This window comes from Lelliottia sp. SL45, from assembly GCF_026672535.1.
In the GTDB taxonomy this organism is placed as follows: Bacteria; Pseudomonadota; Gammaproteobacteria; order Enterobacterales; family Enterobacteriaceae; genus Enterobacter; species Enterobacter nimipressuralis.
On sequence record NZ_JAPPRH010000003.1, the window covers coordinates 1,312,870 to 1,335,256 of the forward strand.

A 22,387-nucleotide genomic window follows, 5' to 3' on the forward strand; every position below is an offset into this window, starting at 1 on the left:
TTGTTATTCGCGCCAGAGGATGTGGCACAGCTTGTGATCTTTTTCCCGGCACAACAGCACGCGGGCAAAAATGTCGTTAATCTCGCCGCCGTCAGTATCGGCCAGCCCAATCACCACTTCGGCGAAGAAGTCCGGGTTGAGGTCGAAATCGACGTGCTCGGCCCAGTCTTCGGACGGGTCAAACAGCTCTGCGCCGCCGCGCTCTTCAAATTGCAGATTGAAGAGGATCACGTCTGCGGGATCGAGATTGTCCATCGCCAGTTCGAGAAAAATGTCGTAGGCCTGCTCAAGGGTTTCGTCTTCAGTCAGGCGATTGTTCAGATCCATTTCCATGATGATTACCTGTTAAAACATCGTTGGGCACGTTTTACAGCAACGGACTAAAGAAGTAAAACAGTCGTTCGGTGATCCGCTGCCACAGCGGACGTTTCATCCACAGATGCGCATCCAGCAGGCGCGAGCGGGAGATATAATCGTCCTGCACCGCCGCCAGATCGCCACCAAAACCGACGTCATCAATCACCAGTGTAATTTCAAAATTGAGCCACAGGCTGCGCATATCCAGATTCACCGTGCCGACCAGGCTCAGTTCGCCGTCGACCAGCACACTCTTGGTATGCAGCAAGCCCCCTTCAAACTGATAAATTTTGACACCCGCTGCCAGCAGCTCGCTAAAGAAGGCCCGGCTGGCCCAGCCCACCAGAACCGAATCGTTTTTACGCGGCATAATAATACTGACATCCACTCCGCGCTGTGCGGCGGTGCAAATCGCATGGAGCAGGTCGTCGCTCGGGACAAAATAGGGCGTGGTCATGATCAGATATTCACGCGCAGAATAGGCCGCCGTGAGCAGCGCCTGGTGGATTAAATCCTCGGGAAATCCAGGCCCGGAAGCGATGGTATGAATGGTATGGCCGCTCTCTTGCTCAAACGGCATGATGTTAGCGTCGGGCGGCGGCGGCAGAATGCGTTTGCCGGTTTCGATTTCCCAGTCGCAGGAGTAAACAATCCCCATCGCTGTGGCAACCGGGCCTTCCATACGCGCCATTAAATCGACCCACTGACCCACGCCAGAGTCCTGTTTAAAGAAGCGCGGATCGACCATGTTCATGCTGCCGGTGTAGGCAATATAGTTGTCGATCATGATCATCTTGCGATGCTGGCGTAAATCCATGCGGCGCAGGAACACACGCAGCAGATTTACCTTCAGCGCTTCGACAACTTCAATGCCGGCATTACGCATCATGGTCGCCCAGGGGCTACGGAAGAACGCCACGCTGCCGGCGGAATCGAGCATCAGACGACAGTGAATACCCCGGCGCGATGCCGCCATCAGCGATTCCGCTACCTGGTCGGCCATTCCGCCGGGCTGCCAGATATAGAACACCATCTCGATATTATGTCGGGCGAGCTGGATATCGCGGATCAGCGCCTGCATCACATCGTCGGAGGTAGTGAGTAACTGCAGCTGATTGCCTTTGACGCCGCCAATTCCCTGACGACGTTCGCAAAGTTTGAACAATGACGAGGCGACGCTGCTGTTCTCCTGGGCGAAAATATGTTTGCAGGATTTCAGATCGTTCAGCCATTTTGCCGTCGACGGCCACATGGCGCGCGCACGCTCGGCGCGGCGCTTACCCAGATGCAATTCACCGAAGGAGAGATACGCGATAATTCCTACCAGCGGCAGGATGTAGATGATCAAAAGCCAGGCCATGGCAGAAGGGACGGCCCGGCGTTTCATCAGGATGCGAAGCGTCACACCTGCGATCAGCAGCCAGTATCCCAGAATGACCAGCCAACTCACCACGGTGTAGAAGGTTGTCATAAATAAAAAATCCTTTTGAAAGCGTATTGTTATGAGTGTACGCATCAGAATTGATCTGGCAAATAAAAAGGGTGGGTAAAAGCGCTGGTTTACCGTGGGCAGGGGTTTATAATGGCGTCTCTGTTAAGGAAAGAGTTGTAGACATGAAGCGCAGCAGAACGGAAGTAGGGCGCTGGCGCATGTTGCGACAAATGAGTCGTCGTAAAGCCCGCTGGCTTGAGGCTCAGTCCCGCCGCAATATGCGTATCCACGCCATCAGAAAATGTGGACTTAGCCATCACCGTAATGCACTGGTGTTTGCCGTTCGCGATCTCTGAGTACCCTGAAGGCACCGTGACAGGTGCCTGATGTTTCCCGCATAACTATCAATTTTCGCAGTATCCTTCGCCCCCTGCTGTTCAGATATAATTCACCTACATAACGCATTGAATAAAAACAGATGAATCCATTCCTGTGGGTATTGGTTGTGCTTTTTGCGCTGGATGCGCTCAGGGAAAGTTTGGGATTGTCATCATTTTCAGGGCTGGTTGATTTTGTCGGTGCCTGGATGATGCAGTGGAACATATAAAAGGGAAATAAAAAGGGATGAACAGTAAATACCTCGCCGCACTCATGGCCGTGACGGTCCTCGTCGGATGCGCCAACAGCAAAACCGCACCTGAAAGACACGCTTATTACTTCGTTTCTCATCAATCGAATTTTGTCGGTGGAAATTTCGCCAACAGCCAACAGCTCAATTATCGCCTGAATGTGCCGCAGTTTCGCGAGCTCTACGAGCAGGGCAAAACGGACCGCAAAGCGGGGCGCACCCTGGTGGAAGCCAATGAGTATGCGCAAAGTATCCGCGATCAGGTGCTGAAAGGCGTCAAAACTAATAACAGCTTTACGGGTAATAAGAGCGATCAGTGGTCATCTGATATGGAAGAGAAAGATGCGAAGCTGTTCGGGAATGAGCTGGCAGCGTCTTATCTTGACGGGTATAACGGCGTACAATAGCGAAAGTTAACCCTGAAATGCCGCTTAGCTGCGGCATTTTCATTTATTTGATAAAAGGAGCGGGTGGTGTTTGCGGAGTTTGGTGTTCTCAATTTCTGGACTTATGTTGTGGGTGCTTTCTTTATTGTGCTGGTGCCTGGCCCGAATACGTTGTTTGTTTTAAAAACCGGCATCGGCCACGGGGTGAAAAAAGGTTATCTCGCCGCCACGGGAGTTTTCATCGGTGATGCGGTACTGATGTTTCTGGCATGGGCAGGAGTCGCTGCGCTGATCCAGACCACACCGGTGTTGTTCAACATCGTCCGCTATCTCGGTGCGCTCTATCTGCTGTGGCTGGGTGGCAAAATGCTCTGGTCAGTGATGACGCATAAAAATAGCGCGCAAGCCGGGGGAACGGAACCCGCGAGCATGATCATGAAGCGCTCGCTGGTATTGAGCCTGACCAATCCTAAAGCGATTCTGTTCTACGTCTCATTCTTCGTACAGTTCATCGACGTCAGCGCGAAAAACACCGGGACCTCTTTCCTGATCCTCGCGACCACTCTTGAGCTTATCAGCTTTATGTATATGAGTTTCCTGATCTTCTCCGGCGCGTTTGTCACCCGCTACCTGAAAACCAAAAAGAAACTGGCGAAGCTGGGAAATGGCTTGATCGGTTTGCTGTTTGTGGGCTTTGCGGCGCGACTCGCGTCATTGCATTGAGAACCATCGTCCCGCCAAACGTGAAAGCGGTTGGCGGGACGATATTAAAGGTTTCACATGAATAAGATTCTTATGCTCGCCATTCTGATAAGCCTGGTCTCGGGCTGCGCACCGTTACATCCGTCCGGATGCCATAAAACCACCGCAACGGGTGATTGCAGTTCCGGCCGCTGGGATGACAAGGATGAGTGGGGCGCACAGGCGCGAGCCATCAGAGATGCCATCAATAACCAACTTGTTGATCCTCAGCGCTGGAAAGGAAAACAATGCAGGTTGCACATCCAGTTTGCAGAGGATGGCACGGCGTTAAACATATCGACCAGCGACGGCAATAAAGCCTATTGCGAAGCACTCAAATCCGCAGCCCAGAAAGCTAAGTTCCCGGCATTCACCAATCCCGAAGTATATCGAGACTTCCGCAGAGCCGGTTTTAGTATGCGCGGGGAGTGAATGAGGTGAGGGGGATTACTTTTTTCCTGTCCTGTTGAGTCATGTAAAAAATAAAAGCCCCGCACACACTGGCGGGGCTTTTGGTATCAATGCAATCGTGATGACGATATAGGAAAAGCGCCTGCGGGAGCCATTTTTATGCCTGGCGAAACTGGAAAGCCGCGCCAGACAAGGCTTCACGTTTTACTACTAGCAGTCAAAAGCCATAAAAAGCACCTAGGGTGTGGACGTTATGTGGACGTTCTGTCCACCGCTTTCACCCTTTAACGGGTTGAGCAAAATCGCATCCTGCAGGTACTGCGGAGCGAAGTGCGCATAGACCATTGTCTGTGCAATTTTCGTGTGACCCAGAATCCGCTGTAGTGTAATGATGTTGCCTCCGTTAATCATAAAGTGCGTTGCAAAAGAGTGTCGCAGCGCGTGCGTTGCTTGCCCGGCGGGTAAGTCAGGTTTAACCGCTTTGAGGATTTTCCTGAATACTTTATAGCTAGCATCAGGGAACAGAAATCCTCGCGTATTACCGACAATGTAAGCCGTAACTTCTTCGGAGATCGGAACCGTGCGCGGTGTGTTGGTTTTCGTCTTCACGAAAGTCACCCGGTTATGAATCACGTTCTCCGCTTTCAGTCGCGCTGCTTCGCCCCATCTCGCACCGGTGCTCAAGCACAAAACCGCGATCTTGCGATTTCCACCCGATAGCGCCGCCAGAAGTGCGTCAATCTCATCAAGAGTGAGATAGCCCGTTTCGGCAGTCTGCTCTTTCAGTTTTTTAAACCCTCTGAACGGATGCTCACCGTTATACAGCTCTGACTCAATCAGGGTGGTGAACATACCGCCCAGCGTGATGAGGTCCCGGTTTATGGTGGTTGGCTTAATGCCATCACCCCGTCGCTGTGCGCAATACTGCGTTATCAGACTTTTGGTGATCTGAAAGGCACATGGGTTGCCGGTCATCTTTTCAAATCGCTCAATTTTATTGAGATACGATTGGCCGTGTTCCTCATGCTGACCTTTTAGTTTCCACCACAACTCTTTCAGTTCGGACAGATGGCGTTTGTCCGTTGGTTTTGAAAGCCATTCCTTTGAGTGATGGTTATATTGAGTATGCTTTTCAAAAGCCATCGCCTCGCTTTTCTTGTCGAACTTCCGACGGATGCGTTTTCCGTTACGCCCGGTCGGTCTAATGTCCACTTCATATCGACCATCATCGAGCTTTTTAATAGACATAAAGCCTCCCGATGATGTTACTGCGTACTTCAATTTCCTGATTTAAATAACAAAAACTCACTGTGCATTGACTGCACAAATAAGCGCCGTAAATGGTTAGCCAGTTTTCTGGTCTGAGTGGGGTGACGTTGTTGTCTGCTGCCCAAAGTGCGCGAGAGCCGGTGCAATTTGCCCAGCTTCTGGTGCTATTTGGTCAGTCATAAACCACAACGTATATTTAGTGAACTGCGGGTGCTGCAGTATCTTCATGAGCGGTTCCACCCCCGGCTTTTTGTCGCCAGACTCATAACTGCAAAAAGAACCATAAACGATTCCCGTCAAGTCGCTGAATTGCTTCCTGTTTAACCTTTCTGACTCTCTGATGAGTTTGATTTTTTCATGGATCTGTATTGACATAAAATCACCTATAGTTGAACATTATCACCTATCGTTGATTTAACTCATCGATAGGTGAATCATCATTTAGAGCAATTAAACCCCATTTAGAGCAATTAACCACACTAAAGGAGAATCGTAACAGATGAACAATCAGCTTGTAAGTAACACTGATGCGGTCCCGTATCAGGAATTCGCGCGTCTTATTGGCAAAACTCCTGCAGCTGTCAAAGGGATGATTGAGAAGGGCAAGCTGCCTGTGGTTGAAATGACCGATCCGCAGTCAACAAGCGGGAGAGCTGGGGAATATTGGGTATACCTGCCAGCATGGAACAAAGGCATGAAAATGGCCTATGACAGCCGCCCGAAAGAAATTCGCGACGGTTGGCTGATGTGGCTCGGCTTAGGGCAACCTTCACGGTAAATAGATTCATCTAATTCATTCACATTCAATCGAGAAATTGCATGTCAAAACCAATAAAGCATGGCTGCATTCGTCATATCACTAATGGTATGCGGGTGCTGATCGACTTAAAAAGCGTGGCCGCTATCCGTGAGCGCACTGAAACAGCCGACAAAGTTGAGGTGCATCTTACGTCTGGAGAAGTTTTTGAACTTGATGTTGCCTATGAGGAGATTGCAGGGCTGTATCTGGAATTTTTAGCAAAAGAACGTGGGGCTATGGCAAACCCCACCAGTATTTGAGCTTAGTTAATATCTAAAAAGCTTTTATGCGTGACAGGCATTTTAGATTGAATTGCCTCTCTCAACTGGACTGACAGTTTGTTGATTTCCTCAGCCTTCTCACGATTAGAGATCGCATCAGAGGAAGAATTAACCAATGAAATAGCTGAGTTTAGAATGGCAATTAATTCTTCATTTTGTTGATTAGTCATGAAATACCTCATGTGATTGGCTTGTTTTTGGCGATTCGATCCTATCACAAGGCCATGTGTCGGGCATGGTTAAAACCCGACTCCCTAAGGAGAAATTATGAAAGAGCCTCGCTGTATCGCACAGCTGCTACGTAGAGAAAGCCCTAACCAGATTAACTTCACCATCACTCACGGTCGCGGCCGCAAGGGCATCATCATCCGCACCCGAAAGCCGGGTGTTATCGAGAAGCTTCGCCATCTGGCTAAAAATAGAGGGTTCTGGTTATGACTGTTATGACACTTGATGTGATCCAGAAACAACCGACAGCGCTTCGCGGTCTGGTCTGCAAGTACCTGGCTCAACCTCGCTGGCAGGACACTTGCGATTTTTACAATCAGATGATGGAGCGGGAACGACTGACCGTTTGTTTTCACGCTCAGTTAAAGCAGCGTCATTCATTCATGCGTTTAGAGGAAATGGACGAAGCAGATCGCGAGCGTCTTGTCTGTGCTCTGGATGAACTGAGATTCGCATTCAGTCGGTTTCGCCAGCATGGCTCGACTAAGGCGACCTTCATCAGCCGTCTTACGGTTAGTCAAAGACGTTCTCTTTTCCGTCATGCCGGGCTTACGGATCAGGAGTTCAGTATGCCGCACTGGCGATTGAACGAAGAGGACTGCTACTGGCGCGACAAACTATTCCGCGCTTTGCGAGAGCTGTTTAGCCTTTTTGAGTACGCACCAACTATTTTAACCGCGGTAAAACCTGAGCAGTATTTACATTAATTAATCTGGATTCGTTTTATTACGCGCCTTACAGCGTGGGGACTCCTTTTGTCTGGAGATTGGAAAATGCAAAAACAAAATACAGCGCAGCGGGGTAGGTATTCGGTACTTCTGGCGCAGGCAGTAAGCGAAGCACAGCGCGAGACAGCGACCCGCTTCTCTTCTCAGTTTGACGGTCTTATCGCGCACATCAGTAAGTCAGAACTAAACCGCACCGAGATTATCGAGTTTTTAGGTCAGGAGTCGGAAAAGTTACACAACTCGATTTTTGGTAGAGCAGATTAACCACTTTTAACAGGAAGTAAAAATGAGCATACGCATCGAGATAAATAACCAGTACGTTATTACCAGCGACCGCTATCAATTTATTTTGCAGGAAAAGAAAACCGCTACATCTGGCAAGAATGAAGGTAAGGACTGGCTGGATGTAGTGGGTTACTACCCGACAATTTCTAAGCTCGTTTCCGGTCTTGTTTTGCATGACCTTTTAACGGGAGACGCCACTCGTTTCTCGGCGCTTGAAACTCAGATTGAGCGCGTAGCAAAGCAATGTCTGGACGCCTTCACTTCAAATGGCCGTTGAACCTCGGGGGCGTATTGCCCCCTCGCCACCGCCTCCTTTCTCGAAGCACACCGATGATACATTCGTCGGTGCTTATCCCTGGAATGCTCCACGCTCTGCAATTGGCCGTGACAGACCCCTTACACGTGGCGAATTCCGTCAGGTGCAAGGTGTTTTAGGTAAAGTTAATCGCCTGCCATACGTCTTAAAAACGTTGTTCAACTCTCGGTATGACTTTATCCGTCGTACTAAAAGCCCACTTCATGGTTTCTATTTCCTTAAGAACACCGTCGAGCAAAGGGTGGGGCCGCGTCTTGAGCGGGTCAATCAGCTTAATGGAATGAACGAGACCGCATCGCTAATCTTCATGAGCGAGCGAGAAAGCTATTCGCGTTTACCTGGTATGAGTGACAAGGCGCTCAAAAAGTTTGCAGCTCGTATCGCTTCGCAGCTCTATGTTGCTTATGAAGAATTAAGCGACGCTTGGGCAGATGCTCACGGCGGTAAAGAGACTCTTTTCACCGATGAGGCGCAGGCGCACTTATATGGTCACGTTGCCGGTGCAGCTCGCGCATTCAACATCACTCCGATGTTCTGGAAGAAATACCGCAAAGGGCAAATCACGATCCGCCAGGCATTTTCCGCTATCTCTCGTTTGATTAATGATGAATGGTGGATTAACCAGTTTAAGGCGCAGCGTATGCGCTGGCACGAGGCCTTGCTGATTGCCGCCGGTGAGGTGAACAAAGACCGCTCCCCATACGCCAGCAAAACGGCGATCCGCGACGTTCATTCTCGCCGCCTGGCTAATCTTGAATACCTCAAATCATGCGAACTGGAAAACAAAGTAACCGGCGAACGCATCGATCTCATCAGCAAAGTCATGGGCAGTATTTCAAACCCCGAAATTCGTCGTATGGAACTGATGAACACTATCGCCGGGATTGAGCGCTACGCGGCCGGTCAGGGTGACGTCGGTATGTTTATCACTATCACCACGCCATCGAAGTATCACCCGACACGTCAGGTCGGAAAGGGCGATAAAAAGACAGTGCAACTTAATCACGGCTGGAATGAAACCGCCTTTACGCCGAAGGATGGACAGCGGTATTTGTGCCGTATCTGGAGCCTGATGCGTACAGCTTTTAAAGATAACGATTTGCAGGTCTACGGGATGCGCGTTGTCGAGCCGCATCATGACGGAACGCCGCACTGGCACATGATGCTTTTTTGCAAACCAGAACAACGCAAACACATCACCGAAATCATGCGCCGTTATGCCTTAAAAGAAGATGGCGATGAAAAGGGGGCCGCAACACAGCGCTTTGAAGCGAAGCACCTCAATCAAGGTGGCGCAGCCGGTTACATCGCAAAATACATTGCGAAGAATATCGATGGTTACGCGCTCGATGGTCAGGTCGATCACGACACAGGCAAGCCTCTGACTGATACGGCCGCTGCTGTAACCGCATGGGCGTCAACGTGGCGCATCCCGCAATTCAAATCTATTGGCCTGCCAACGATGGGCGCATATCGCGAGCTGCGCAAACTGCCTCGCGGCGTAAGCATTGCTGATGAATTCGATGAGCGTGTCGAGGCGGCGAGGGCTGCAGCTGATGAAGGTGAATTTGACCTGTATATCGCAGCGCAGGGTGGGGCGAATGTTCCACGCGATAGCCAGACAGTCCGTGTGGCTCGTAACGTGACTGACGAGGTTAACGCCTACGAAGAGGACATAGAGAGAGTCGTGGGCATCTACGCGCCGCACTTGGGCTCTGAGCTGGTACACGTTACCCGCACAGCCGAATGGCGCATCGTTCCAAAGCTTTTAGCCGTTGAGCCTTTGACTTTAAAAAGCGGCATTGCCGCGCCTCGGAGTCCTGTCAATAACTGTGGAAAGCTCACCGGCGGTGGCGATCCAGTTATGACACCCACACCGTCTGAGCAAGCCGCAGCGGTGTTAAACCTGATTGATAAAAGGGTCATCGGATGGGATGACCCCGAAGTGATGAGGGTGCTCAGAGCTGCCTCAAAAGACGGCACGCCTCGCAAAAATCGTCAGCAAAGAAATGCGGCTCCGCTCAAAACGAGCGAGCAAGCGCCTTCAGCCAGGATGACCCATGCCGAAAGGGATCGCGTTGCAAAAATTCGTTGCGATTTAGCACAGGAAGGTATCACCCCGGAACGGTGGGAGCTTGACGCGCTGGCACGTGGGGCAACGGTGATTTATGGCGATAAAAAATTCAAGTATGCGGCTTTTAGTGAGTGGCCGGGTCATGCACATAAAATGGAGTGGGGTTTATGAAAGATTACATAATTCATACTTATTCTTATTGGTGTTCATTCACGATATCTTAACTGGTAAATCTGACCTGCCAGTTGAATTGAAACTACGTAACGTTGAGATTGAGGTGAAGGATAAATGAGCCACAAAAGTATGATGCCATTGCCGCCGATACATACTAGACAAAATATTAAACTGATGGCCGTCGTGCATCGGATACAGCAAATAATGGTTAACGAGAACCTGACACCTGCCGAGTTGGTCGGGTGTGCCAAAATAGTCAGAGATAATCACGGCAGGCTGTACGATATCAGCAATCCGAAAATGGAGGCGTTTACACCAGTGAAAGGCCCGATTATTCCGCCACCACGTCGACCATAGCAAACGCCGCCGGTGCTGAAACTTGCTTTCAGTGCTGGCGGGGTTGTACAACTCGCCTTGCGAGGCGTTAGCTTTAGTAAAATTGACTCTTAATTCAGGTAAGGGGTGGGCTGATGAGTGGTAACTTGTGGAGCACGGCTGGAATTCCGCACAAAGGGTGGTTGTGTGTTGAGGTAATCGATTTGCGTGCAGATGGTACGCCGTCAGAAGAAACTGATTATGCAGTGTGCCAAATGTGCGGAAATGAAAGGATTCGTTTTGTCCATGTTATGACGCATCCTGACCTGAGCGAAAGATTCGATGTCGGATGTGTATGTGCCGAGAAAATGAGTGACGACTATGAAGGGCCAAAGAGAAAAGAGTCAAGGCTTCGTAATCGTGCGGCCAGACGAGCTCGTTGGTTGCAGCGAGCTTGGCGCATATCGGCAAAAGGTAATAGCTTTCTTAACTTAGAAAACTACAACCTAGTTGTTTACCCTACGAAAACTCAGCGTTGGGGCTATAAGATTGGTGATAAATTTAGTCAAAAAACATATGCGACGGTTAATGAAGCTAAACTTGCGCTGTTTGATGATTTTTGGAGTGTAACGCAGGAAAACGAGAGTATGTGGTCATCCGATTAACGCACCCGCAAACCGGCACCCTGTATGCCGGTTTTTTTATGCCATTTTCCCGATTTTTTCCCGTTTTTTAGCTCTGCATGCATAAGCGCATCGAATCGCATGCATTTTCCTCCCTTGTCATGTGTAAGCGGCGCCAGTACTGGCGCCGCTCCGGCGTGTTCGTGCAACTGCATTAAAACCGACTCATAAAGCGGGCAGGCGTGGCGGGGAAAGCATTGCGCGCAGGTGAAAATGACAATTTCAATAAGATATAGTTGAAATCTAAAAAAAATGAGGGCAATATCATTCAAGCACTAGCGTTCCGCTTAGTATGTGGCAATCAACATATTTATATCGTCAGATTAAGCTTTTTTTTAAAGAAAAAAGCGTCCTTTATGGACCTATCGGTAAGGCCCCACCATCGCCACCCACGGCGATGCCGTAGCCGACGACATTGCGTACGGTCGAAAAGATAACACTGGCTGCTGCTGACGATTGTTGATGTAAACATCCTTGTTGTCCCACCCTTGAGCATGGGTAGACCGTACGTAACTTTGTTTGGTGAAATTATGGATAAATTAAAACCTTACAGCAAATCAAAAGCTCCTATCACCTCGCTCTCCAAGCTTGCGCAAACCCTGTCTGTCTCAGTCGATCAACTGAATGAAATAGCGGGACTTTCTGATGAAGAGAAGTATGTCTTGAAAGAACTCCCAAAGGCGGATGGAAGCAAGAGGATTGTGTATTCTCTTCATCCTAAAATGAGGCTATTACAATCTAGGGTGAATAAAAGAATTTTCAAGGAGTTGGTGGTTTTTCCTCGTTTTTTATTTGGTTCTGTTCCTGGAAAAAATGATGGCCTTAATAGCCATATCAAGCGTGATTATGTATCTTGCGCAAAAGCCCATTGTGGTGCAAAAACAGTATTAAAGGTTGATATAAGCAATTTCTTCGACAATATTCATAAAGATCTTGTAAGTGATGTTTTAGAGAATGTATTGAACATCAAAGATGAAGCGTTGAAGTATTTAACAACCTTATGTTGTAAAGGTGATTTTGTTGTTCAAGGGGCATTAACATCGAGTTACATTGCAACTCTTTGCCTCTATGAGCGAGAAGGTGATGTCGTTCAACGAGCCCTAAGAAAAAATTTAGTTTACACTCGGCTAGTCGATGACATTACTGTGTCATCGAAAATAAACGATTATGATTTTTCTCAAATATTAAATCATATTGAAAATATGCTTTCGGAACATGATTTGCCTATAAACAAACGAAAGACAAAAATATTTCATTGTTCATCCGAGCCAATAAAAATACATGGGTTGAGAATCGATTATAAATCTCCACGTCTACCAAGTGATGAAGTTAAAAGAATTAGAGCATCCTTGCATAACTTAAAGCAGTTATCAATAAAGAATAATACAAAGACAAGTGTTGCATACAGGAAGGAATTTAATCGTTGCATGGGGAGAGTTCATAAGCTTGGCCGCGTTGGTCACGAAAAGTATGAGCAATTTAAACAGCAACTTCTGGCTATCAAACCAATGCCATCAAAACGTGATGTGGCAGTGGTTGAGGCTGCAGTTAGCAGTCTAGAGACTTCGTTTGTGAACGGTAATAATGGTAAGCATTGGTATAAAAGAAAATACAATTTAACATTGTATAAGATGATTATTTTTACCCGTTCCGATGCATTTGATGAGGTAGTGAAAGGCTTTAGAGTTCGGTTAAGAAAGGTCCGTCCGATATGAATAATAAATTAAAAATTTTAATTTATGTGGTGATTATTTCCACCTCTGCCTTTATGGTTTTTTCTGCCATATCGGTCTATTTGACGATAGTAGAGCAAAAATTATTTGAAAACGATTTTTGCATAAGTAGTCAATGTCTGGATAATTTTGCAAAAAAAATGTCAGGAATTACTCTTTGGGCTCAAGCCTTTGGATGGTTAATGACGACCTTTGTAACTGTTTTTGGTGTTATAATAGCCTTGATGACTTATTATTCAGGAATTAAAAATAACAATAATAGTAATTACACAACTCACTTAACCATGTTCCGAGAGTTTGCAAGTGCTGAACTTTCCAAGCGAACGAGAATATACCCAGAGGGGGTAAATTTTTTTAGATGGTACAAAGTAATGTTCCCAATGGCGAAGAGAGGAGATATTTCGGTTTCCTCAAGTTATCTGAATGTGATAGCAAATATTCAGGCTGTGATTGAGGAGGCAAATTCACACATTACTGATGAGAACAAAGATTATAAATATAAAACACATCAAAGGAAAATGATAATAGCACTTGGTGAAATTGGTGTATGTATTAACAGTGGGCCAAAAAATATATTCATCGAAATTGAAGGTCAGGTGTTGGAATATATAGATACTATTAATTTGTCATTTGGCTATCAAATGGTTGAGTTAAGTAAAATCAAAAGAAGTTATACCTGATTAAGATGGGGTGGGGTTCCCCCACCACCCGGAAATGAATATGTTAACTAAAGTATGTAATCATTGAATTTTATAACCTCCATCCTTAACCAGTCGTTAATCTCTTTAAATCGCTCCTGCAGCGGCGTCAGCTCGTTACGGACAAACACCCGCGCCACCTTCTCAACATCTCCTAATGAGCCAATATTCTCGGGCTTGCCGCCCATCAGCTGGAACGGCACGCGGTGCGCATCGAGCAGGTCAGCAGCGCTCACTTTTTTGATATTGAAAAAATCATCCTTGGTGGCAACCTCACTCAGTGGAACGATTTTGATGCCGTCCGGTTTCCCGTTGGGCGCATAGAAAAACAGATTCTTAAAATTTCCCAGTCCCTTTGAATTACGCATCGCATCACGTAGCGACTCGACGTCGGTGCTGCTTTGCGCCGCGTCGGTCACGTACATGATGTACCCCGCGTGCGCGCCGTTCTGATAATACTTGCGACGAAACAGCGTGGCGGATTCATTCAGCCAGGCGGAATTGAGTGCGCTTAGGTATTCAGGCATCCCGTACAGCTCCTGATTAATATCAGGTTCAAGCAGGTGGAACACTGAGCCCGGCGCAAATTCGTGCGGGTGCGTGAAGCTCGATACGTACCAGTAAACACTATCCTCGACGCCACGGCGGGTGTATTTCGCAGGCGAGGTTTCCAGTTTCAGGAGTTGACCGGTGACGCTCATTCGCTTCTCAAGATACCCATTCGCAAAGACAAGATAATCAAGCACAAAGCGGCTGAAATCCTGACGCGACAGCAACGGGTGGGGGATGTAGGTGCTTGCCAGAATGTTACGCTTCACGTAAATCGGTGAGCTGTGGTGTACGGCGGCGCGCAGGCTTTTCGCCAGCCCCGAAAAATTGACCGGCGGCTCGTACCATTTCCCGTTATGAATACACTCGACATAGTCGAGGATGTCACGGCGATCCAGAACCGGAGAGGGCTCACCAAAAGTGAACGCCTCCATTTTTTGAGGTGTGCTGGCGGTCATGGTGACTGGTTTCTTCTGTCGTTTTTTCATCTTAGTTAATATCCAGAATTGAGGTTGAGTGCATCCCGCTACCGGCGGAAAGCGGTTCGTTTAACAGGGCGTGCATGGTCGCCCACGCGATATCCGCGTGGCTGGCCTCTTCGCTGCGACTCGCTTCATAGGTTGAGCTGCGACCGCTGCTGGTCATGGTTTTGCGGATAGCCATAAACGACTGCGTGATGTCGGTCGCACCGGCGTCGTATTCGAGACACCCGCGTCGAATGGTGTCTTTTGCTTTCAGCACCATCGCGGTCTTCATTTCCGGTGTGTAGCGGATGGCGCGCGCCGCCGGGAAGAACGAGCGCACGAGCTGGTAAACACCCTGGCCGATGCCGGTCGCATCGATGCCAATATAGTCGACGGTGTATTTTTCTGTCAGCGAGCGGATGGCCTCGGCCTGCGCCGCAAAGTCCATGCCTTTCCACTGGTGACGCTCAAGGATGCGGAACTTGCCACCGGCAACCAGTGGCGGAGCCAGTACCGCACAGCCTGCGCTGTCGCCGGTGTGTGACGGGTCATAGCCAATCCATACCGGGCGCCAGTTAAACGGACGGTCGGCATATTGTTCGAAGTCCTCCCATTCTTCCATCGCATCGACCATGCAGCGCTGCAGCTCCTCGAACGGGAACACCGAGGCCTTGTCGTCGACGAATTCGCACATAAACAGATTGCGGAAATCGTCGGCACTGTTTTCCTGTTTCAGCTGATCCAGATTGAACAGTGAGCAGCCCCCGGCGAGCGCGTCCTCGATGGTGACAATCTGCCGCCACTGCCCATCCGGGCACAGCACGCCACCGGCGAGCGCCTTGTGGCTGATATCGATGTCGACCCGTTCGTCGCGGTTGCTGCGCCCCCGATTAAACAGCTCGCCAGACCAGAACGGATACGCGCCGTGCGCCAGCGTGGACGGGGTCGAGAAATAGGTGGTGCGCAGGTGCGACTGTGACGCCATCCCCGACGCCACTTTGCGCAGCCGCTGGAAATTGGGTATCCAGAAAATTTCATCGACGTACAGGTCGCCGTTGTGGCTCTGCGCGGTGTTGGAGTTGGTCCCGAGGAAAATCAGCTCTGCGCCGTTGTTGCCGATGACAATCGGGTCGCCTGACAGGTCGACGTCGACCAGACGCGCAAAGGCGATGATGTATTTTCGAAACACGTATGCCTGCGTTTTACTCGCGGATAAAAATATCTGGTTTTGCCCGGTTTTCAGCGCGCGCAGAAGTGACTCACGCGCAAAGTAGAACGTCGCCCCAATCTGACGCGATTTAAGGATGTGGCGAATACGATGCTCAAGCCCGGCCCTGTGCCAGTTGAGCTGATACTCAAACGACTGGTCGAGGAAAATCTCTTCCAGCTTCCCGATAGCCTCCTCGCTGAAATAGTTACGTTTCGGTTTTTTGCGATCCCCTTTGTTACGGATCGCAATGTTGGGGTTTAAATCCACTTCATTTCCGGTCTGGCCGTAGCGGTTGATGCGTGCGAACCGTTCCATCTGGCGCGACAGAAAATCAGCGACCTTGAAATCATGTGGCGTCAGGTCAGGCTTCGCGTAAAGCTGAATCAGGCGCGCCTCTAATGTCGACTCGACACGATTAATCGGCGCGGTGTCTTCCCATCCGTCGCGCTGCTTCCAGCTCTGCACCGTCGGGCGCTTCACCTGCAGCATGTCGCAAATTTGCGGCACGGCGAACCCTTGCCAGTACAACAGGCGCGCCTGTCGTCGCGGGTCATTCAACAGTGATAAGTCGGTCGATATTGTCATTCTCACCTCGTTTTATAGGTACGAGGCAAGGCTAAGGAAATCATCGCGCGTATTCGCTAAGCCCCTGTTGTGTCAGATCTAATCGGATCGCAAGCGGTGGCTGATGCGGGTCGGAGTCGGGAAACTAACCCCGAACCGTAAACCCAACATCAGGACACCTGAACAATGGCAAAGAAAGTTTCTAAATGGTTTCGCATCGGCGTCGAGGGCGACACCTGCGATGGCCGTGTCATCAGCGGAGATGACATACAGGACATGGCCGACACCTTCGACCCGCGTGTCTATGGCTGTCGCATCAACCTCGAACACCTGCGCGGCATTCTTCCCGACAGTGTGCTCAAACGTTATGGCGACGTGACCGAAGTCAAAGCGGATATCATCAGCGATGACTCAGCCCTGAATGGCAAAAAAGCGCTGTTTGGCAAAATCGCGCCGCTTGACGAGCTGGTGAGCATGGTGCGTGCCGGTCAGAAGGTTTACACCTCGATGGAGATCCGCCCGAACTTTGCCAACAGCGGCAAATGTTACCTCGTGGGACTGGCGGTGACGGATGACCCGGCAAGCCTCGGCACCGAATACCTCGAATTCTGCAGCCGTGCCACGCAGAACCCGCTCGCCGGTAAAAAAGCTCACCCAGACGATCTCTTTTCCGTTGCCACGCTGGCGGAGCTGGAATTCGAGGACTTCCCCGACACCGTACTCAACAGCCTGACCGATAAAGTCAGAGCCATTTTCAGCCGCAAGCAGGTCAGCGACGATGCGCGTCTGGCGGATGTGCATGAAGCTGTCACCACCGTCACTGAGCAGGTGCAGACCAGCCTGACTGCTACTGATAAGCGCCTGGCTGATATGGAAACTGCATTTTCGCAGCTGCAGCAGGATGTGACCCGCCAGACCGAAGAAAACGCGCAGGCGTTTACCTCACTGAAAAGTTCCCTCGATAACACCGAAAGCCAGCGCCAGCCGCGCCGCGAACTCTCGAAGGGCGGAACCGGCGACGAGCTGCTGACCAACTGCTGATAACGCGCCGGGCGTGCCGCCCGGCCAGACACCTATTTTGAAAAACAGGAATAACGATGCGTAAAGAAACCCGCTTTAAATTCAATGCCTACCTGTCCCGCGTGGCGGAACTGAACGGGGTAGAAACCGATGACGTGGCGAAGAAATTCACCGTGGAGCCATCCGTGACGCAGACGCTGATGAACACCCTGCAGCTGTCATCCGCGTTTCTGACCAAAATCAACATCGTGCCGGTCGATGAGCTGAAAGGCGAAAAAGTCGGGGTAGGCGTAAACGGTACGATTGCGAGCACCGCCGATACTGCCGGGGATGACGAGCGTAAGACCGCTGATTTTTCGGCGCTTGAATCCAACAAGTACGAATGTGCGCAAATCAACTTCGATTTCCATATCCGATACAAACAGCTCGACCTGTGGGCGCGATTCCAGGACTTCCAGACCCGTATCCGTGACGCAATTATCAAGCGCCAGTCGCTCGACTTCATCATGGCCGGTTTCAACGGTATCGAGCGCGCGGAAACCTCAAACCGCAAAAACAATCCGATGCTGCAGGATGTCGCGGTGGGCTGGCTGCAGAAGTACCGCAATGAAGCACCGGCGCGCGTAATGTCAAAAATCACCGACGCAGACGGCAAGGTCATTTCTGATGTGATCCGCGTGGGGGAGATCGGCGACTATCAAAATCTCGACGCGCTGGTGATGGATGCCACGACCAACCTGATTGACGAGATTTATCAGGATGACCCTGAGCTCGTCGTCATCACCGGTCGTAAGCTGCTTGCCGACAAATATTTCCCGATCGTCAACAAAACGCAGGAAAACAGCGAGGCGCTGGCCGCTGACATCATCATCAGCCAGAAACGCATCGGCAACCTGCCTGCCGTGCGCGTGCCGTACTTCCCGGCAAATGCGCTGATGGTGACGCGCCTCGATAACCTGTCGATTTACTTCATGGACGACGCGCACCGCCGCGCCATCATCGAGGAGCCGAAGAAAGACCGCGTCGAAAACTACGAATCAATGAATATTGATTATGTGGTCGAGGCTTACGCCGCCGGTTGCCTGATTGAAAACATCACCCTCGGTAAGTTTGCTGCCCCGGTCGCTCCTGAAAGCACCTCTGCTCCGGTTGCTCCTGAAAGCACCTCGGCTCAGGTTGAATCTGAAAGCGCTGATGAGCCAGCAGACCAGAAAGACGGAGAGTAAGGCATGACGAGCCCCGCAGCGCTTCACATGATGCGGGTCTCGGCCTCTGAAACCGCGCGGCGGGGTGCTGCTCCGCTGCGCAATGCAACTGCCTATGAGCAGATGCTCGTTAAGCTGGCCGCAGACTGTCGCACGTTAAAACTAATCCGATCCAAAGAGCGCAAGGCAGACAAAAAGCGCGAGCTGCTGCCGTTCTATCTGCCGTGGGTGGCGGGTGTCCTTGCAAATGGCAAGGGCGCGCAGGATGACATTGTCATGACCGTTATGCTCTGGCGTCTCGATGCGGATGATATCGCCGGTGCGCTGGAAATCGCCCGTTACGCGATGACGTATGGCCTGACGATGCCGGTCGGCGGTCATCGCCGCAGCACGCCGTATCTGCTGGCCGAAGAGGTGGCTCTTGCCGCGCAGCGTCTGCGTGACGCTAAACAGTCACCTGAGCTGGCGCTGCTGCTTGATACCCTCGCACTGACTGAGCGTGCAGATATGCCCGACATCGTGCGCGCGAGGCTGCACAAAATCACCGGCTACGTGCTGCGTGACGCAGGGGAGCTGCCCGAGGCACTGGCGCACCTGCTGCGTGCGATCCAGTTAGAGCGAACTATCGGCGTGAAAAAGGATATCGAACAGCTTGAGCGTCAGCTAAAGCCGAAACCTGAACCCGCACCGAAAACGAATAAACCCCGCACGCGCAAACCCGCTGCTAAACCAGCGGCCCGGCGCGGACGTCCACCAAAGGCGGCAAAAGCTGCAGGTTAACCGAACGCTCCCCGAGCCGGGCGACACGCCGGTCAACGCGGGTATTGATTGCCCTGACTGCGACCGGCGTCCACCGCCCACCTATTTTTTGAGGTTGTCATGACGACACTGATTATTGAGCCCACAACAACGCCGCAGGACGTGCCGGGCGTGGTGATACCGCCACCGTGCGAGAGTGAGCCGGTGATTAAAAATACGGGCTTTTTTCCTGATGTCGACCCGCAGCGCCTGCGCGAAGAAATGCGACTGGAGCAGACTGTGTCCCCTGTGCGCCTGCGCCGGGCGATTAAGACCGCCATCGCGGAGACTAACGCGGAGCTGCGCGACTGGCGCGACCTGCAGCTCGACGCCGGTCACGCCACGCTCGCGGATGTTCCTTCCGACGAGCTCGACGGCGAAAGCGTGCGTTGCTTCCACTACTTTAACGCCGTGTGCTCGATGACGACCGCCACGCTGTATGAGCGTTATCGCGGCGTGGATGCAACCAGCAAGGGTGACAAAAAGGCCGACAGCATCGACAGCACCATCGATGAAATGTGGCGGGATATGCGCTGGTCAGTGGCGCGTATTCAGGACAAAGCGCGCTGCATCGTGGGGCAAATCTGATGAAGGTCTACGCGATGCAGGGCGACACCCTCGATGTGATTTGTGCGCGTTACTACGGGCGCACTGAGGGCGTCGTCGAGACGGTGCTGCAGGCGAATCCGGGGCTGTCTGAGCTGGGCGTCATTCTGCCGCACGGTACGGTGATAGAACTGCCCGAAACCGACAGCGCACCGAAAACCGAGACGGTGAATCTATGGGACTGAGCATGGAAAAAATCACGACGTTTGTCGCCTACTGGCTGGCCGTGGGGCTGGCGTATTTCGGGGCGATGTCGCCCGAGAAAATGGCGCTCTATGTGGGCGGCGGTTGCGCCATCTTTACCGCGCTGACCAATTACTGGTTTAAGCGCAAAACCTTTCGCTATCTGCAATCCCTCGGACTGGATAAGGGGGCGATGCGTGAGCTCAATCATTAAACGCTGCAGTGTGGCCGCTGTGCTGGCGCTGGCCGCACTGATGCCTGACTTTCGTCTGCTGAACACCTCGCCCGGGGGGCTGGCTTTACTAGCTGACCTCGAAGGATGTCGTCTGACGCCTTACCAGTGCAGCGCGGGAGTGTGGACGTCAGGCATCGGCCACACTGCCGGTGTCACCCCGAAAGGGGAAATCACCGGGCGACAGGCGGCGGCGAATCTTGTCGCGGATGTGCTGAACGTCGAGAGGCGTCTCGCGGTCTGCGTGCCGGTGGAAATGCCGCCGCGCGTGTATGACGCGCTGGTGAGCTTCTCATTCAACGTGGGAACCGGCGCGGCCTGTCGTTCGAAGCTGGTCTCGTTTATCAAGCGTCATCAGTGGTCGCAGGCGTGCGACCAGCTTACTCGCTGGGTGTACGTGAACGGTGTCAGAAACAAAGGGCTGGAAAACCGTCGCGCGCGGGAGCGAGCCTATTGCGTAAAGGGGATGCAATGAAAGTGCTGATGATTGTGCTGGCCGGACTGCTTGCCGGGGTCCTGTGGCTGCGCCACGATAACGAGAATCTGTCCCGCTCGTTTGAGCGAGCGAACCGGGTCGCCAGTGAGCAAAAGACCACTACCGGGATGCTGAAAAATCAGCTTTCGGTGTCGCAGGCAATTGCCAGGCGAAATGAAAACGCGCAGGTCAGGCTCAGTGACGAGCTGACCGCCGCCGGTGAGCTGGCGGCAAGGCGGGAACACACCATCACGAGGTTATTGAATGAAAACGAGGAATTACGCCGCTGGTATCGCGCTGATTTGCCTGATGCTGTGCGCCGGTTGCACACCCGAACGGCCTGCGCCTTCGCCGGTCATTGTTTACAACGCCTGCCCGAAGGTGAGCCTTTGCCCGATGCCGGGAAGTGAGCCCGTCACTAACGGCGACCTGAGCGCCGATATTCGCAGGCTTGAGGGCGCGCTGACAGCCTGCGCGCTCAAGGTTGAAACCGTCAAAAACTGTCAGGACAAACTCGATGAAGAAAGCTCACAGCCTGCGCCAGGCGCTCACTGACGCCGTACCGCAGATAAAAACGAATCCCGAAATGATGCGCATCTTTGTCGATGAGGGGAATATCGATGCGCGGCTTGCGGCATCGCTGTCCCATGAAAAGATTTACACGCTGAATGTGATTGTCTGTGATTTTGTCGGCGACCCGGATTTGATTTTCGTGCCGGTGGCCGCGTGGCTCAGGGAAAACCAGCCGGACATCTGCACGCTCGATGAGGGGCGCAAAAAGGGTTATCGATTCCAGATGGATTTAAACGACGGGGACAGTGTTGATATCAGTATCAGCCTGCAGCTTACTGAGCGCACGCTTGTCAGGGATGAAAAAGGCGCGCTGCACGTGAGCTATGCGCCTGAGCCAGCATTGCCCGAGCCGGTCACACGTCCGACTGAGCTGTATATCAATGGCGAACTGGTGAGCAAATGGGATGAATGAGTTAAAGCCATTTGACGACCAGCTTGCCGGGCTGATTGGTGCGCTGTCACCGGCGGGGCGGCGTAAGCTCGCCGCAGAGATTGCGAAAGAGCTGCGCAAATCGCAACAGCAACGGATTAAATTGCAAAAAGCGCCTGATGGCACGCCGTATCATGCGCGAAAGCGTCAGCCGCTTAGGGCAAAGTCGGGGCGAATCAAGCGCGCGATGTTTCAGAAACTGCGCTCCAGTCGCTACATGAAAGCCAATAGTCGCAGTGATGCTGCTGTGGTCGAGTTTACCGGCAAAGTGCAGCGTATCGCGCGGGTTCATCAATTAGGGCTAAAAGATAAGGCCAGTCAGCATTCTCAGGATGTGCAGTATCCTGAGCGTCGATTACTGGGATTGGGCTATGTTGAACAATGGCTTATTAATGAGTTAATTATTAAGCGATTATCCTGCTTTTCACTTTCAGGGCACTAAAAACGTAACAAGAAAGAGTTATATTTTCGCTAATGTTGTTTATAAGTAATGTAATGGCTATAGGTGTATAAATATAGGGATAAAAGTATAATTTCCAT

At 51.2% G+C, this 22,387-nt stretch carries 35 protein-coding genes; 27 read left to right on the forward strand and 8 right to left on the reverse strand.

Annotated elements, in window-relative coordinates; all coding sequences use genetic code 11:
* Window positions 1-3: 3 nt before the first annotated feature.
* Together OVA10_RS12295 and cls are read right to left on the reverse strand one after the other, a co-directional pair.
* The gene (locus tag OVA10_RS12295; protein ID WP_100779945.1) at window positions 4-333 is read right to left on the reverse strand and encodes an HI1450 family dsDNA-mimic protein; all 330 of its coding nucleotides are present in this window, start codon (window positions 331-333) and stop codon (window positions 4-6) included.
* A gap of 34 nt (window positions 334-367) precedes the next feature.
* Window positions 368-1,828 carry a cardiolipin synthase gene (gene cls, locus OVA10_RS12300; RefSeq protein WP_100779946.1) on the reverse strand — a complete coding sequence of 487 codons (1,461 nt, stop codon included), beginning with the start codon at window positions 1,826-1,828 and terminating at the stop codon, window positions 368-370.
* 143 nt (window positions 1,829-1,971) lie between these two features.
* Here cls and OVA10_RS12305 point away from each other — a divergent pair, with 143 nt between their 5' ends.
* The 5 genes from OVA10_RS12305 (at window position 1,972) to OVA10_RS12320 (ending at window position 3,976) form a co-directional block, all read left to right on the forward strand.
* On the forward strand, window positions 1,972-2,145 hold the full coding sequence (locus OVA10_RS12305; RefSeq protein WP_087892605.1) for a YciY family protein: 174 nt from the start codon (window positions 1,972-1,974) through the stop codon (window positions 2,143-2,145).
* A 122-nt stretch (window positions 2,146-2,267) separates the two neighbouring features.
* Window positions 2,268-2,396, forward strand: coding sequence for a KPN_01571 family protein (locus tag OVA10_RS26150; protein WP_213015980.1), 129 nt, complete (start codon window positions 2,268-2,270; stop codon window positions 2,394-2,396).
* Window positions 2,397-2,413: 17 nt separating this feature from the next.
* Complete coding sequence (locus tag OVA10_RS12310; RefSeq protein WP_107703436.1) at window positions 2,414-2,824, forward strand: Exc2 family lipoprotein; 411 nt, start codon at window positions 2,414-2,416, stop codon at window positions 2,822-2,824.
* A 66-nt stretch (window positions 2,825-2,890) separates the two neighbouring features.
* A complete protein-coding gene (gene leuE, locus OVA10_RS12315) occupies window positions 2,891-3,526 on the forward strand; it encodes a leucine efflux protein LeuE (protein WP_100779948.1) in 636 nt (211 codons plus the stop codon).
* A 57-nt stretch (window positions 3,527-3,583) separates the two neighbouring features.
* Window positions 3,584-3,976: a cell envelope integrity TolA C-terminal domain-containing protein gene (locus OVA10_RS12320; protein ID WP_248858583.1), complete on the forward strand. Its 393-nt coding sequence runs from the start codon at window positions 3,584-3,586 to the stop codon at window positions 3,974-3,976.
* Window positions 3,977-4,192: 216 nt separating this feature from the next.
* On the opposite strand, the gene OVA10_RS12325 is transcribed toward OVA10_RS12320, so the two are convergent.
* Together OVA10_RS12325 and OVA10_RS12330 are read right to left on the reverse strand one after the other, a co-directional pair.
* On the reverse strand, window positions 4,193-5,203 hold the full coding sequence (locus OVA10_RS12325) for a phage integrase (protein ID WP_181826461.1): 1,011 nt from the start codon (window positions 5,201-5,203) through the stop codon (window positions 4,193-4,195).
* A gap of 96 nt (window positions 5,204-5,299) precedes the next feature.
* Complete coding sequence (locus tag OVA10_RS12330) at window positions 5,300-5,599, reverse strand: helix-turn-helix domain-containing protein (protein WP_181826460.1); 300 nt, start codon at window positions 5,597-5,599, stop codon at window positions 5,300-5,302.
* 124 nt (window positions 5,600-5,723) lie between these two features.
* On the opposite strand from OVA10_RS12330, the gene OVA10_RS12335 reads away from it, so the two are divergent.
* Together OVA10_RS12335 and OVA10_RS12340 are read left to right on the forward strand one after the other, a co-directional pair.
* Window positions 5,724-6,002, forward strand: coding sequence for a regulatory phage cox family protein (locus OVA10_RS12335; protein WP_181826459.1), 279 nt, complete (start codon window positions 5,724-5,726; stop codon window positions 6,000-6,002).
* Between the two features lie 41 nt (window positions 6,003-6,043).
* On the forward strand, window positions 6,044-6,283 hold the full coding sequence (locus OVA10_RS12340; RefSeq protein WP_181826458.1) for a hypothetical protein: 240 nt from the start codon (window positions 6,044-6,046) through the stop codon (window positions 6,281-6,283).
* 2 nt (window positions 6,284-6,285) lie between these two features.
* On the opposite strand, the gene OVA10_RS12345 is transcribed toward OVA10_RS12340, so the two are convergent.
* Window positions 6,286-6,474 carry a hypothetical protein gene (locus OVA10_RS12345; RefSeq protein WP_181826457.1) on the reverse strand — a complete coding sequence of 63 codons (189 nt, stop codon included), beginning with the start codon at window positions 6,472-6,474 and terminating at the stop codon, window positions 6,286-6,288.
* Window positions 6,475-6,571: 97 nt separating this feature from the next.
* On the opposite strand from OVA10_RS12345, the gene OVA10_RS12350 reads away from it, so the two are divergent.
* From OVA10_RS12350 to OVA10_RS12380, 7 genes are all read left to right on the forward strand, one after another.
* Complete coding sequence (locus OVA10_RS12350) at window positions 6,572-6,742, forward strand: hypothetical protein (RefSeq protein WP_181826456.1); 171 nt, start codon at window positions 6,572-6,574, stop codon at window positions 6,740-6,742.
* Window positions 6,739-7,239: a replication protein B gene (locus tag OVA10_RS12355; protein WP_181826455.1), complete on the forward strand. Its 501-nt coding sequence runs from the start codon at window positions 6,739-6,741 to the stop codon at window positions 7,237-7,239. The genes OVA10_RS12350 and OVA10_RS12355 overlap by 4 nt, the downstream gene beginning before the upstream one ends.
* A gap of 66 nt (window positions 7,240-7,305) precedes the next feature.
* A complete protein-coding gene (locus OVA10_RS12360) occupies window positions 7,306-7,524 on the forward strand; it encodes a DUF2732 family protein (RefSeq protein WP_268196033.1) in 219 nt (72 codons plus the stop codon).
* Between the two features lie 22 nt (window positions 7,525-7,546).
* Window positions 7,547-7,822, forward strand: a complete 276-nt coding sequence (locus OVA10_RS12365; protein ID WP_181826453.1) for a DUF5405 family protein — start codon at window positions 7,547-7,549, stop codon at window positions 7,820-7,822.
* On the forward strand, window positions 7,812-10,106 hold the full coding sequence (locus OVA10_RS12370; RefSeq protein WP_268196034.1) for a replication endonuclease: 2,295 nt from the start codon (window positions 7,812-7,814) through the stop codon (window positions 10,104-10,106). The genes OVA10_RS12365 and OVA10_RS12370 overlap by 11 nt, the downstream gene beginning before the upstream one ends.
* Window positions 10,107-10,238: 132 nt before the next feature.
* A complete protein-coding gene (locus OVA10_RS12375; protein ID WP_268196889.1) occupies window positions 10,239-10,466 on the forward strand; it encodes a hypothetical protein in 228 nt (75 codons plus the stop codon).
* 113 nt (window positions 10,467-10,579) lie between these two features.
* A complete protein-coding gene (locus tag OVA10_RS12380; protein WP_268196035.1) occupies window positions 10,580-11,089 on the forward strand; it encodes a hypothetical protein in 510 nt (169 codons plus the stop codon).
* On the opposite strand, the gene OVA10_RS12385 is transcribed toward OVA10_RS12380, so the two are convergent.
* Window positions 11,086-11,379, reverse strand: a complete 294-nt coding sequence (locus OVA10_RS12385; protein WP_268196036.1) for a hypothetical protein — start codon at window positions 11,377-11,379, stop codon at window positions 11,086-11,088. The genes OVA10_RS12380 and OVA10_RS12385 overlap by 4 nt on opposite strands.
* A 258-nt stretch (window positions 11,380-11,637) precedes the next feature.
* Between OVA10_RS12385 and OVA10_RS12390 the strand changes: the two genes are divergently transcribed.
* On the forward strand, window positions 11,638-12,822 hold the full coding sequence (locus OVA10_RS12390) for a reverse transcriptase family protein (RefSeq protein WP_268196037.1): 1,185 nt from the start codon (window positions 11,638-11,640) through the stop codon (window positions 12,820-12,822).
* A complete protein-coding gene (locus OVA10_RS12395; RefSeq protein WP_268196038.1) occupies window positions 12,819-13,520 on the forward strand; it encodes a retron Ec48 family effector membrane protein in 702 nt (233 codons plus the stop codon). Before OVA10_RS12390 ends, OVA10_RS12395 begins: the two co-directional genes overlap by 4 nt.
* 47 nt (window positions 13,521-13,567) lie before the next feature.
* On the opposite strand, the gene OVA10_RS12400 is transcribed toward OVA10_RS12395, so the two are convergent.
* Window positions 13,568-14,575, reverse strand: coding sequence for a phage portal protein (locus OVA10_RS12400; RefSeq protein ID WP_268196039.1), 1,008 nt, complete (start codon window positions 14,573-14,575; stop codon window positions 13,568-13,570).
* Between the two features lies 1 nt (window position 14,576).
* Window positions 14,577-16,346, reverse strand: a complete 1,770-nt coding sequence (locus OVA10_RS12405; protein ID WP_268196040.1) for a terminase ATPase subunit family protein — start codon at window positions 16,344-16,346, stop codon at window positions 14,577-14,579.
* 165 nt (window positions 16,347-16,511) lie between these two features.
* Between OVA10_RS12405 and OVA10_RS12410 the strand changes: the two genes are divergently transcribed.
* The 11 genes from OVA10_RS12410 (at window position 16,512) to OVA10_RS12460 (ending at window position 22,289) form a co-directional block, all read left to right on the forward strand.
* Window positions 16,512-17,366, forward strand: coding sequence for a GPO family capsid scaffolding protein (locus tag OVA10_RS12410; RefSeq protein ID WP_268196041.1), 855 nt, complete (start codon window positions 16,512-16,514; stop codon window positions 17,364-17,366).
* A gap of 56 nt (window positions 17,367-17,422) precedes the next feature.
* Window positions 17,423-18,571, forward strand: coding sequence for a phage major capsid protein, P2 family (locus OVA10_RS12415; protein WP_268196042.1), 1,149 nt, complete (start codon window positions 17,423-17,425; stop codon window positions 18,569-18,571).
* A 3-nt stretch (window positions 18,572-18,574) separates the two neighbouring features.
* Window positions 18,575-19,330, forward strand: coding sequence for a phage terminase small subunit (locus OVA10_RS12420; protein WP_268196043.1), 756 nt, complete (start codon window positions 18,575-18,577; stop codon window positions 19,328-19,330).
* A gap of 99 nt (window positions 19,331-19,429) precedes the next feature.
* Window positions 19,430-19,936 carry a head completion/stabilization protein gene (locus OVA10_RS12425; RefSeq protein ID WP_268196044.1) on the forward strand — a complete coding sequence of 169 codons (507 nt, stop codon included), beginning with the start codon at window positions 19,430-19,432 and terminating at the stop codon, window positions 19,934-19,936.
* A complete protein-coding gene (locus OVA10_RS12430; protein ID WP_268196045.1) occupies window positions 19,936-20,139 on the forward strand; it encodes a tail protein X in 204 nt (67 codons plus the stop codon). Before OVA10_RS12425 ends, OVA10_RS12430 begins: the two co-directional genes overlap by 1 nt.
* Window positions 20,130-20,351 (forward strand): primosomal protein, encoded by a 222-nt coding sequence (locus OVA10_RS12435; protein ID WP_268196046.1) that lies wholly within the window; start codon window positions 20,130-20,132, stop codon window positions 20,349-20,351. The genes OVA10_RS12430 and OVA10_RS12435 overlap by 10 nt, the downstream gene beginning before the upstream one ends.
* Complete coding sequence (locus OVA10_RS12440; RefSeq protein WP_268196047.1) at window positions 20,335-20,844, forward strand: lysozyme; 510 nt, start codon at window positions 20,335-20,337, stop codon at window positions 20,842-20,844. Before OVA10_RS12435 ends, OVA10_RS12440 begins: the two co-directional genes overlap by 17 nt.
* Window positions 20,841-21,254, forward strand: coding sequence for an Rz-like lysis system protein LysB (lysB, locus tag OVA10_RS12445; protein WP_268196048.1), 414 nt, complete (start codon window positions 20,841-20,843; stop codon window positions 21,252-21,254). The genes OVA10_RS12440 and lysB overlap by 4 nt, the downstream gene beginning before the upstream one ends.
* Window positions 21,154-21,399, forward strand: a complete 246-nt coding sequence (gene lysC, locus OVA10_RS12450) for an Rz1-like lysis system protein LysC (protein WP_268196049.1) — start codon at window positions 21,154-21,156, stop codon at window positions 21,397-21,399. Before lysB ends, lysC begins: the two co-directional genes overlap by 101 nt.
* Window positions 21,362-21,829 (forward strand): phage tail protein, encoded by a 468-nt coding sequence (locus tag OVA10_RS12455; RefSeq protein WP_268196050.1) that lies wholly within the window; start codon window positions 21,362-21,364, stop codon window positions 21,827-21,829. Before lysC ends, OVA10_RS12455 begins: the two co-directional genes overlap by 38 nt.
* Window positions 21,822-22,289 (forward strand): phage virion morphogenesis protein, encoded by a 468-nt coding sequence (locus tag OVA10_RS12460; RefSeq protein ID WP_268196051.1) that lies wholly within the window; start codon window positions 21,822-21,824, stop codon window positions 22,287-22,289. The genes OVA10_RS12455 and OVA10_RS12460 overlap by 8 nt, the downstream gene beginning before the upstream one ends.
* Window positions 22,290-22,387 lie beyond the last annotated feature (98 nt).

Coding starts and splice junctions, on each gene's coding strand:
- OVA10_RS12370 (WP_268196034.1), top strand. CDS start 7,812: ATGGCCGTTGAACCTCGGGGGCGTATTGCCCCCTCGCCACCGCCTCCT.
- OVA10_RS12415 (WP_268196042.1), top strand. CDS start 17,423: ATGCGTAAAGAAACCCGCTTTAAATTCAATGCCTACCTGTCCCGCGTG.
- OVA10_RS12365 (WP_181826453.1), top strand. CDS start 7,547: ATGAGCATACGCATCGAGATAAATAACCAGTACGTTATTACCAGCGAC.
- OVA10_RS12310 (WP_107703436.1), top strand. CDS start 2,414: ATGAACAGTAAATACCTCGCCGCACTCATGGCCGTGACGGTCCTCGTC.
- OVA10_RS12340 (WP_181826458.1), top strand. CDS start 6,044: ATGTCAAAACCAATAAAGCATGGCTGCATTCGTCATATCACTAATGGT.
- cls (WP_100779946.1), bottom strand. CDS start 1,828: ATGACAACCTTCTACACCGTGGTGAGTTGGCTGGTCATTCTGGGATAC.
- OVA10_RS12460 (WP_268196051.1), top strand. CDS start 21,822: ATGAATGAGTTAAAGCCATTTGACGACCAGCTTGCCGGGCTGATTGGT.
- OVA10_RS12350 (WP_181826456.1), top strand. CDS start 6,572: ATGAAAGAGCCTCGCTGTATCGCACAGCTGCTACGTAGAGAAAGCCCT.
- OVA10_RS12355 (WP_181826455.1), top strand. CDS start 6,739: ATGACTGTTATGACACTTGATGTGATCCAGAAACAACCGACAGCGCTT.
- OVA10_RS12410 (WP_268196041.1), top strand. CDS start 16,512: ATGGCAAAGAAAGTTTCTAAATGGTTTCGCATCGGCGTCGAGGGCGAC.
- OVA10_RS12455 (WP_268196050.1), top strand. CDS start 21,362: ATGAAGAAAGCTCACAGCCTGCGCCAGGCGCTCACTGACGCCGTACCG.
- OVA10_RS12345 (WP_181826457.1), bottom strand. CDS start 6,474: ATGACTAATCAACAAAATGAAGAATTAATTGCCATTCTAAACTCAGCT.
- lysC (WP_268196049.1), top strand. CDS start 21,154: ATGCTGTGCGCCGGTTGCACACCCGAACGGCCTGCGCCTTCGCCGGTC.
- OVA10_RS12320 (WP_248858583.1), top strand. CDS start 3,584: ATGAATAAGATTCTTATGCTCGCCATTCTGATAAGCCTGGTCTCGGGC.
- OVA10_RS12325 (WP_181826461.1), bottom strand. CDS start 5,203: ATGTCTATTAAAAAGCTCGATGATGGTCGATATGAAGTGGACATTAGA.
- OVA10_RS12390 (WP_268196037.1), top strand. CDS start 11,638: ATGGATAAATTAAAACCTTACAGCAAATCAAAAGCTCCTATCACCTCG.
- OVA10_RS12425 (WP_268196044.1), top strand. CDS start 19,430: ATGACGACACTGATTATTGAGCCCACAACAACGCCGCAGGACGTGCCG.
- OVA10_RS12435 (WP_268196046.1), top strand. CDS start 20,130: ATGGGACTGAGCATGGAAAAAATCACGACGTTTGTCGCCTACTGGCTG.
- OVA10_RS12295 (WP_100779945.1), bottom strand. CDS start 333: ATGGAAATGGATCTGAACAATCGCCTGACTGAAGACGAAACCCTTGAG.
- lysB (WP_268196048.1), top strand. CDS start 20,841: ATGAAAGTGCTGATGATTGTGCTGGCCGGACTGCTTGCCGGGGTCCTG.
- OVA10_RS12380 (WP_268196035.1), top strand. CDS start 10,580: ATGAGTGGTAACTTGTGGAGCACGGCTGGAATTCCGCACAAAGGGTGG.
- OVA10_RS12420 (WP_268196043.1), top strand. CDS start 18,575: ATGACGAGCCCCGCAGCGCTTCACATGATGCGGGTCTCGGCCTCTGAA.
- OVA10_RS12395 (WP_268196038.1), top strand. CDS start 12,819: ATGAATAATAAATTAAAAATTTTAATTTATGTGGTGATTATTTCCACC.
- OVA10_RS12375 (WP_268196889.1), top strand. CDS start 10,239: ATGATGCCATTGCCGCCGATACATACTAGACAAAATATTAAACTGATG.
- OVA10_RS26150 (WP_213015980.1), top strand. CDS start 2,268: ATGAATCCATTCCTGTGGGTATTGGTTGTGCTTTTTGCGCTGGATGCG.
- OVA10_RS12405 (WP_268196040.1), bottom strand. CDS start 16,346: ATGACAATATCGACCGACTTATCACTGTTGAATGACCCGCGACGACAG.
- OVA10_RS12360 (WP_268196033.1), top strand. CDS start 7,306: ATGCAAAAACAAAATACAGCGCAGCGGGGTAGGTATTCGGTACTTCTG.
- OVA10_RS12305 (WP_087892605.1), top strand. CDS start 1,972: ATGAAGCGCAGCAGAACGGAAGTAGGGCGCTGGCGCATGTTGCGACAA.
- OVA10_RS12335 (WP_181826459.1), top strand. CDS start 5,724: ATGAACAATCAGCTTGTAAGTAACACTGATGCGGTCCCGTATCAGGAA.
- OVA10_RS12430 (WP_268196045.1), top strand. CDS start 19,936: ATGAAGGTCTACGCGATGCAGGGCGACACCCTCGATGTGATTTGTGCG.
- OVA10_RS12330 (WP_181826460.1), bottom strand. CDS start 5,599: ATGTCAATACAGATCCATGAAAAAATCAAACTCATCAGAGAGTCAGAA.
- OVA10_RS12400 (WP_268196039.1), bottom strand. CDS start 14,575: ATGAAAAAACGACAGAAGAAACCAGTCACCATGACCGCCAGCACACCT.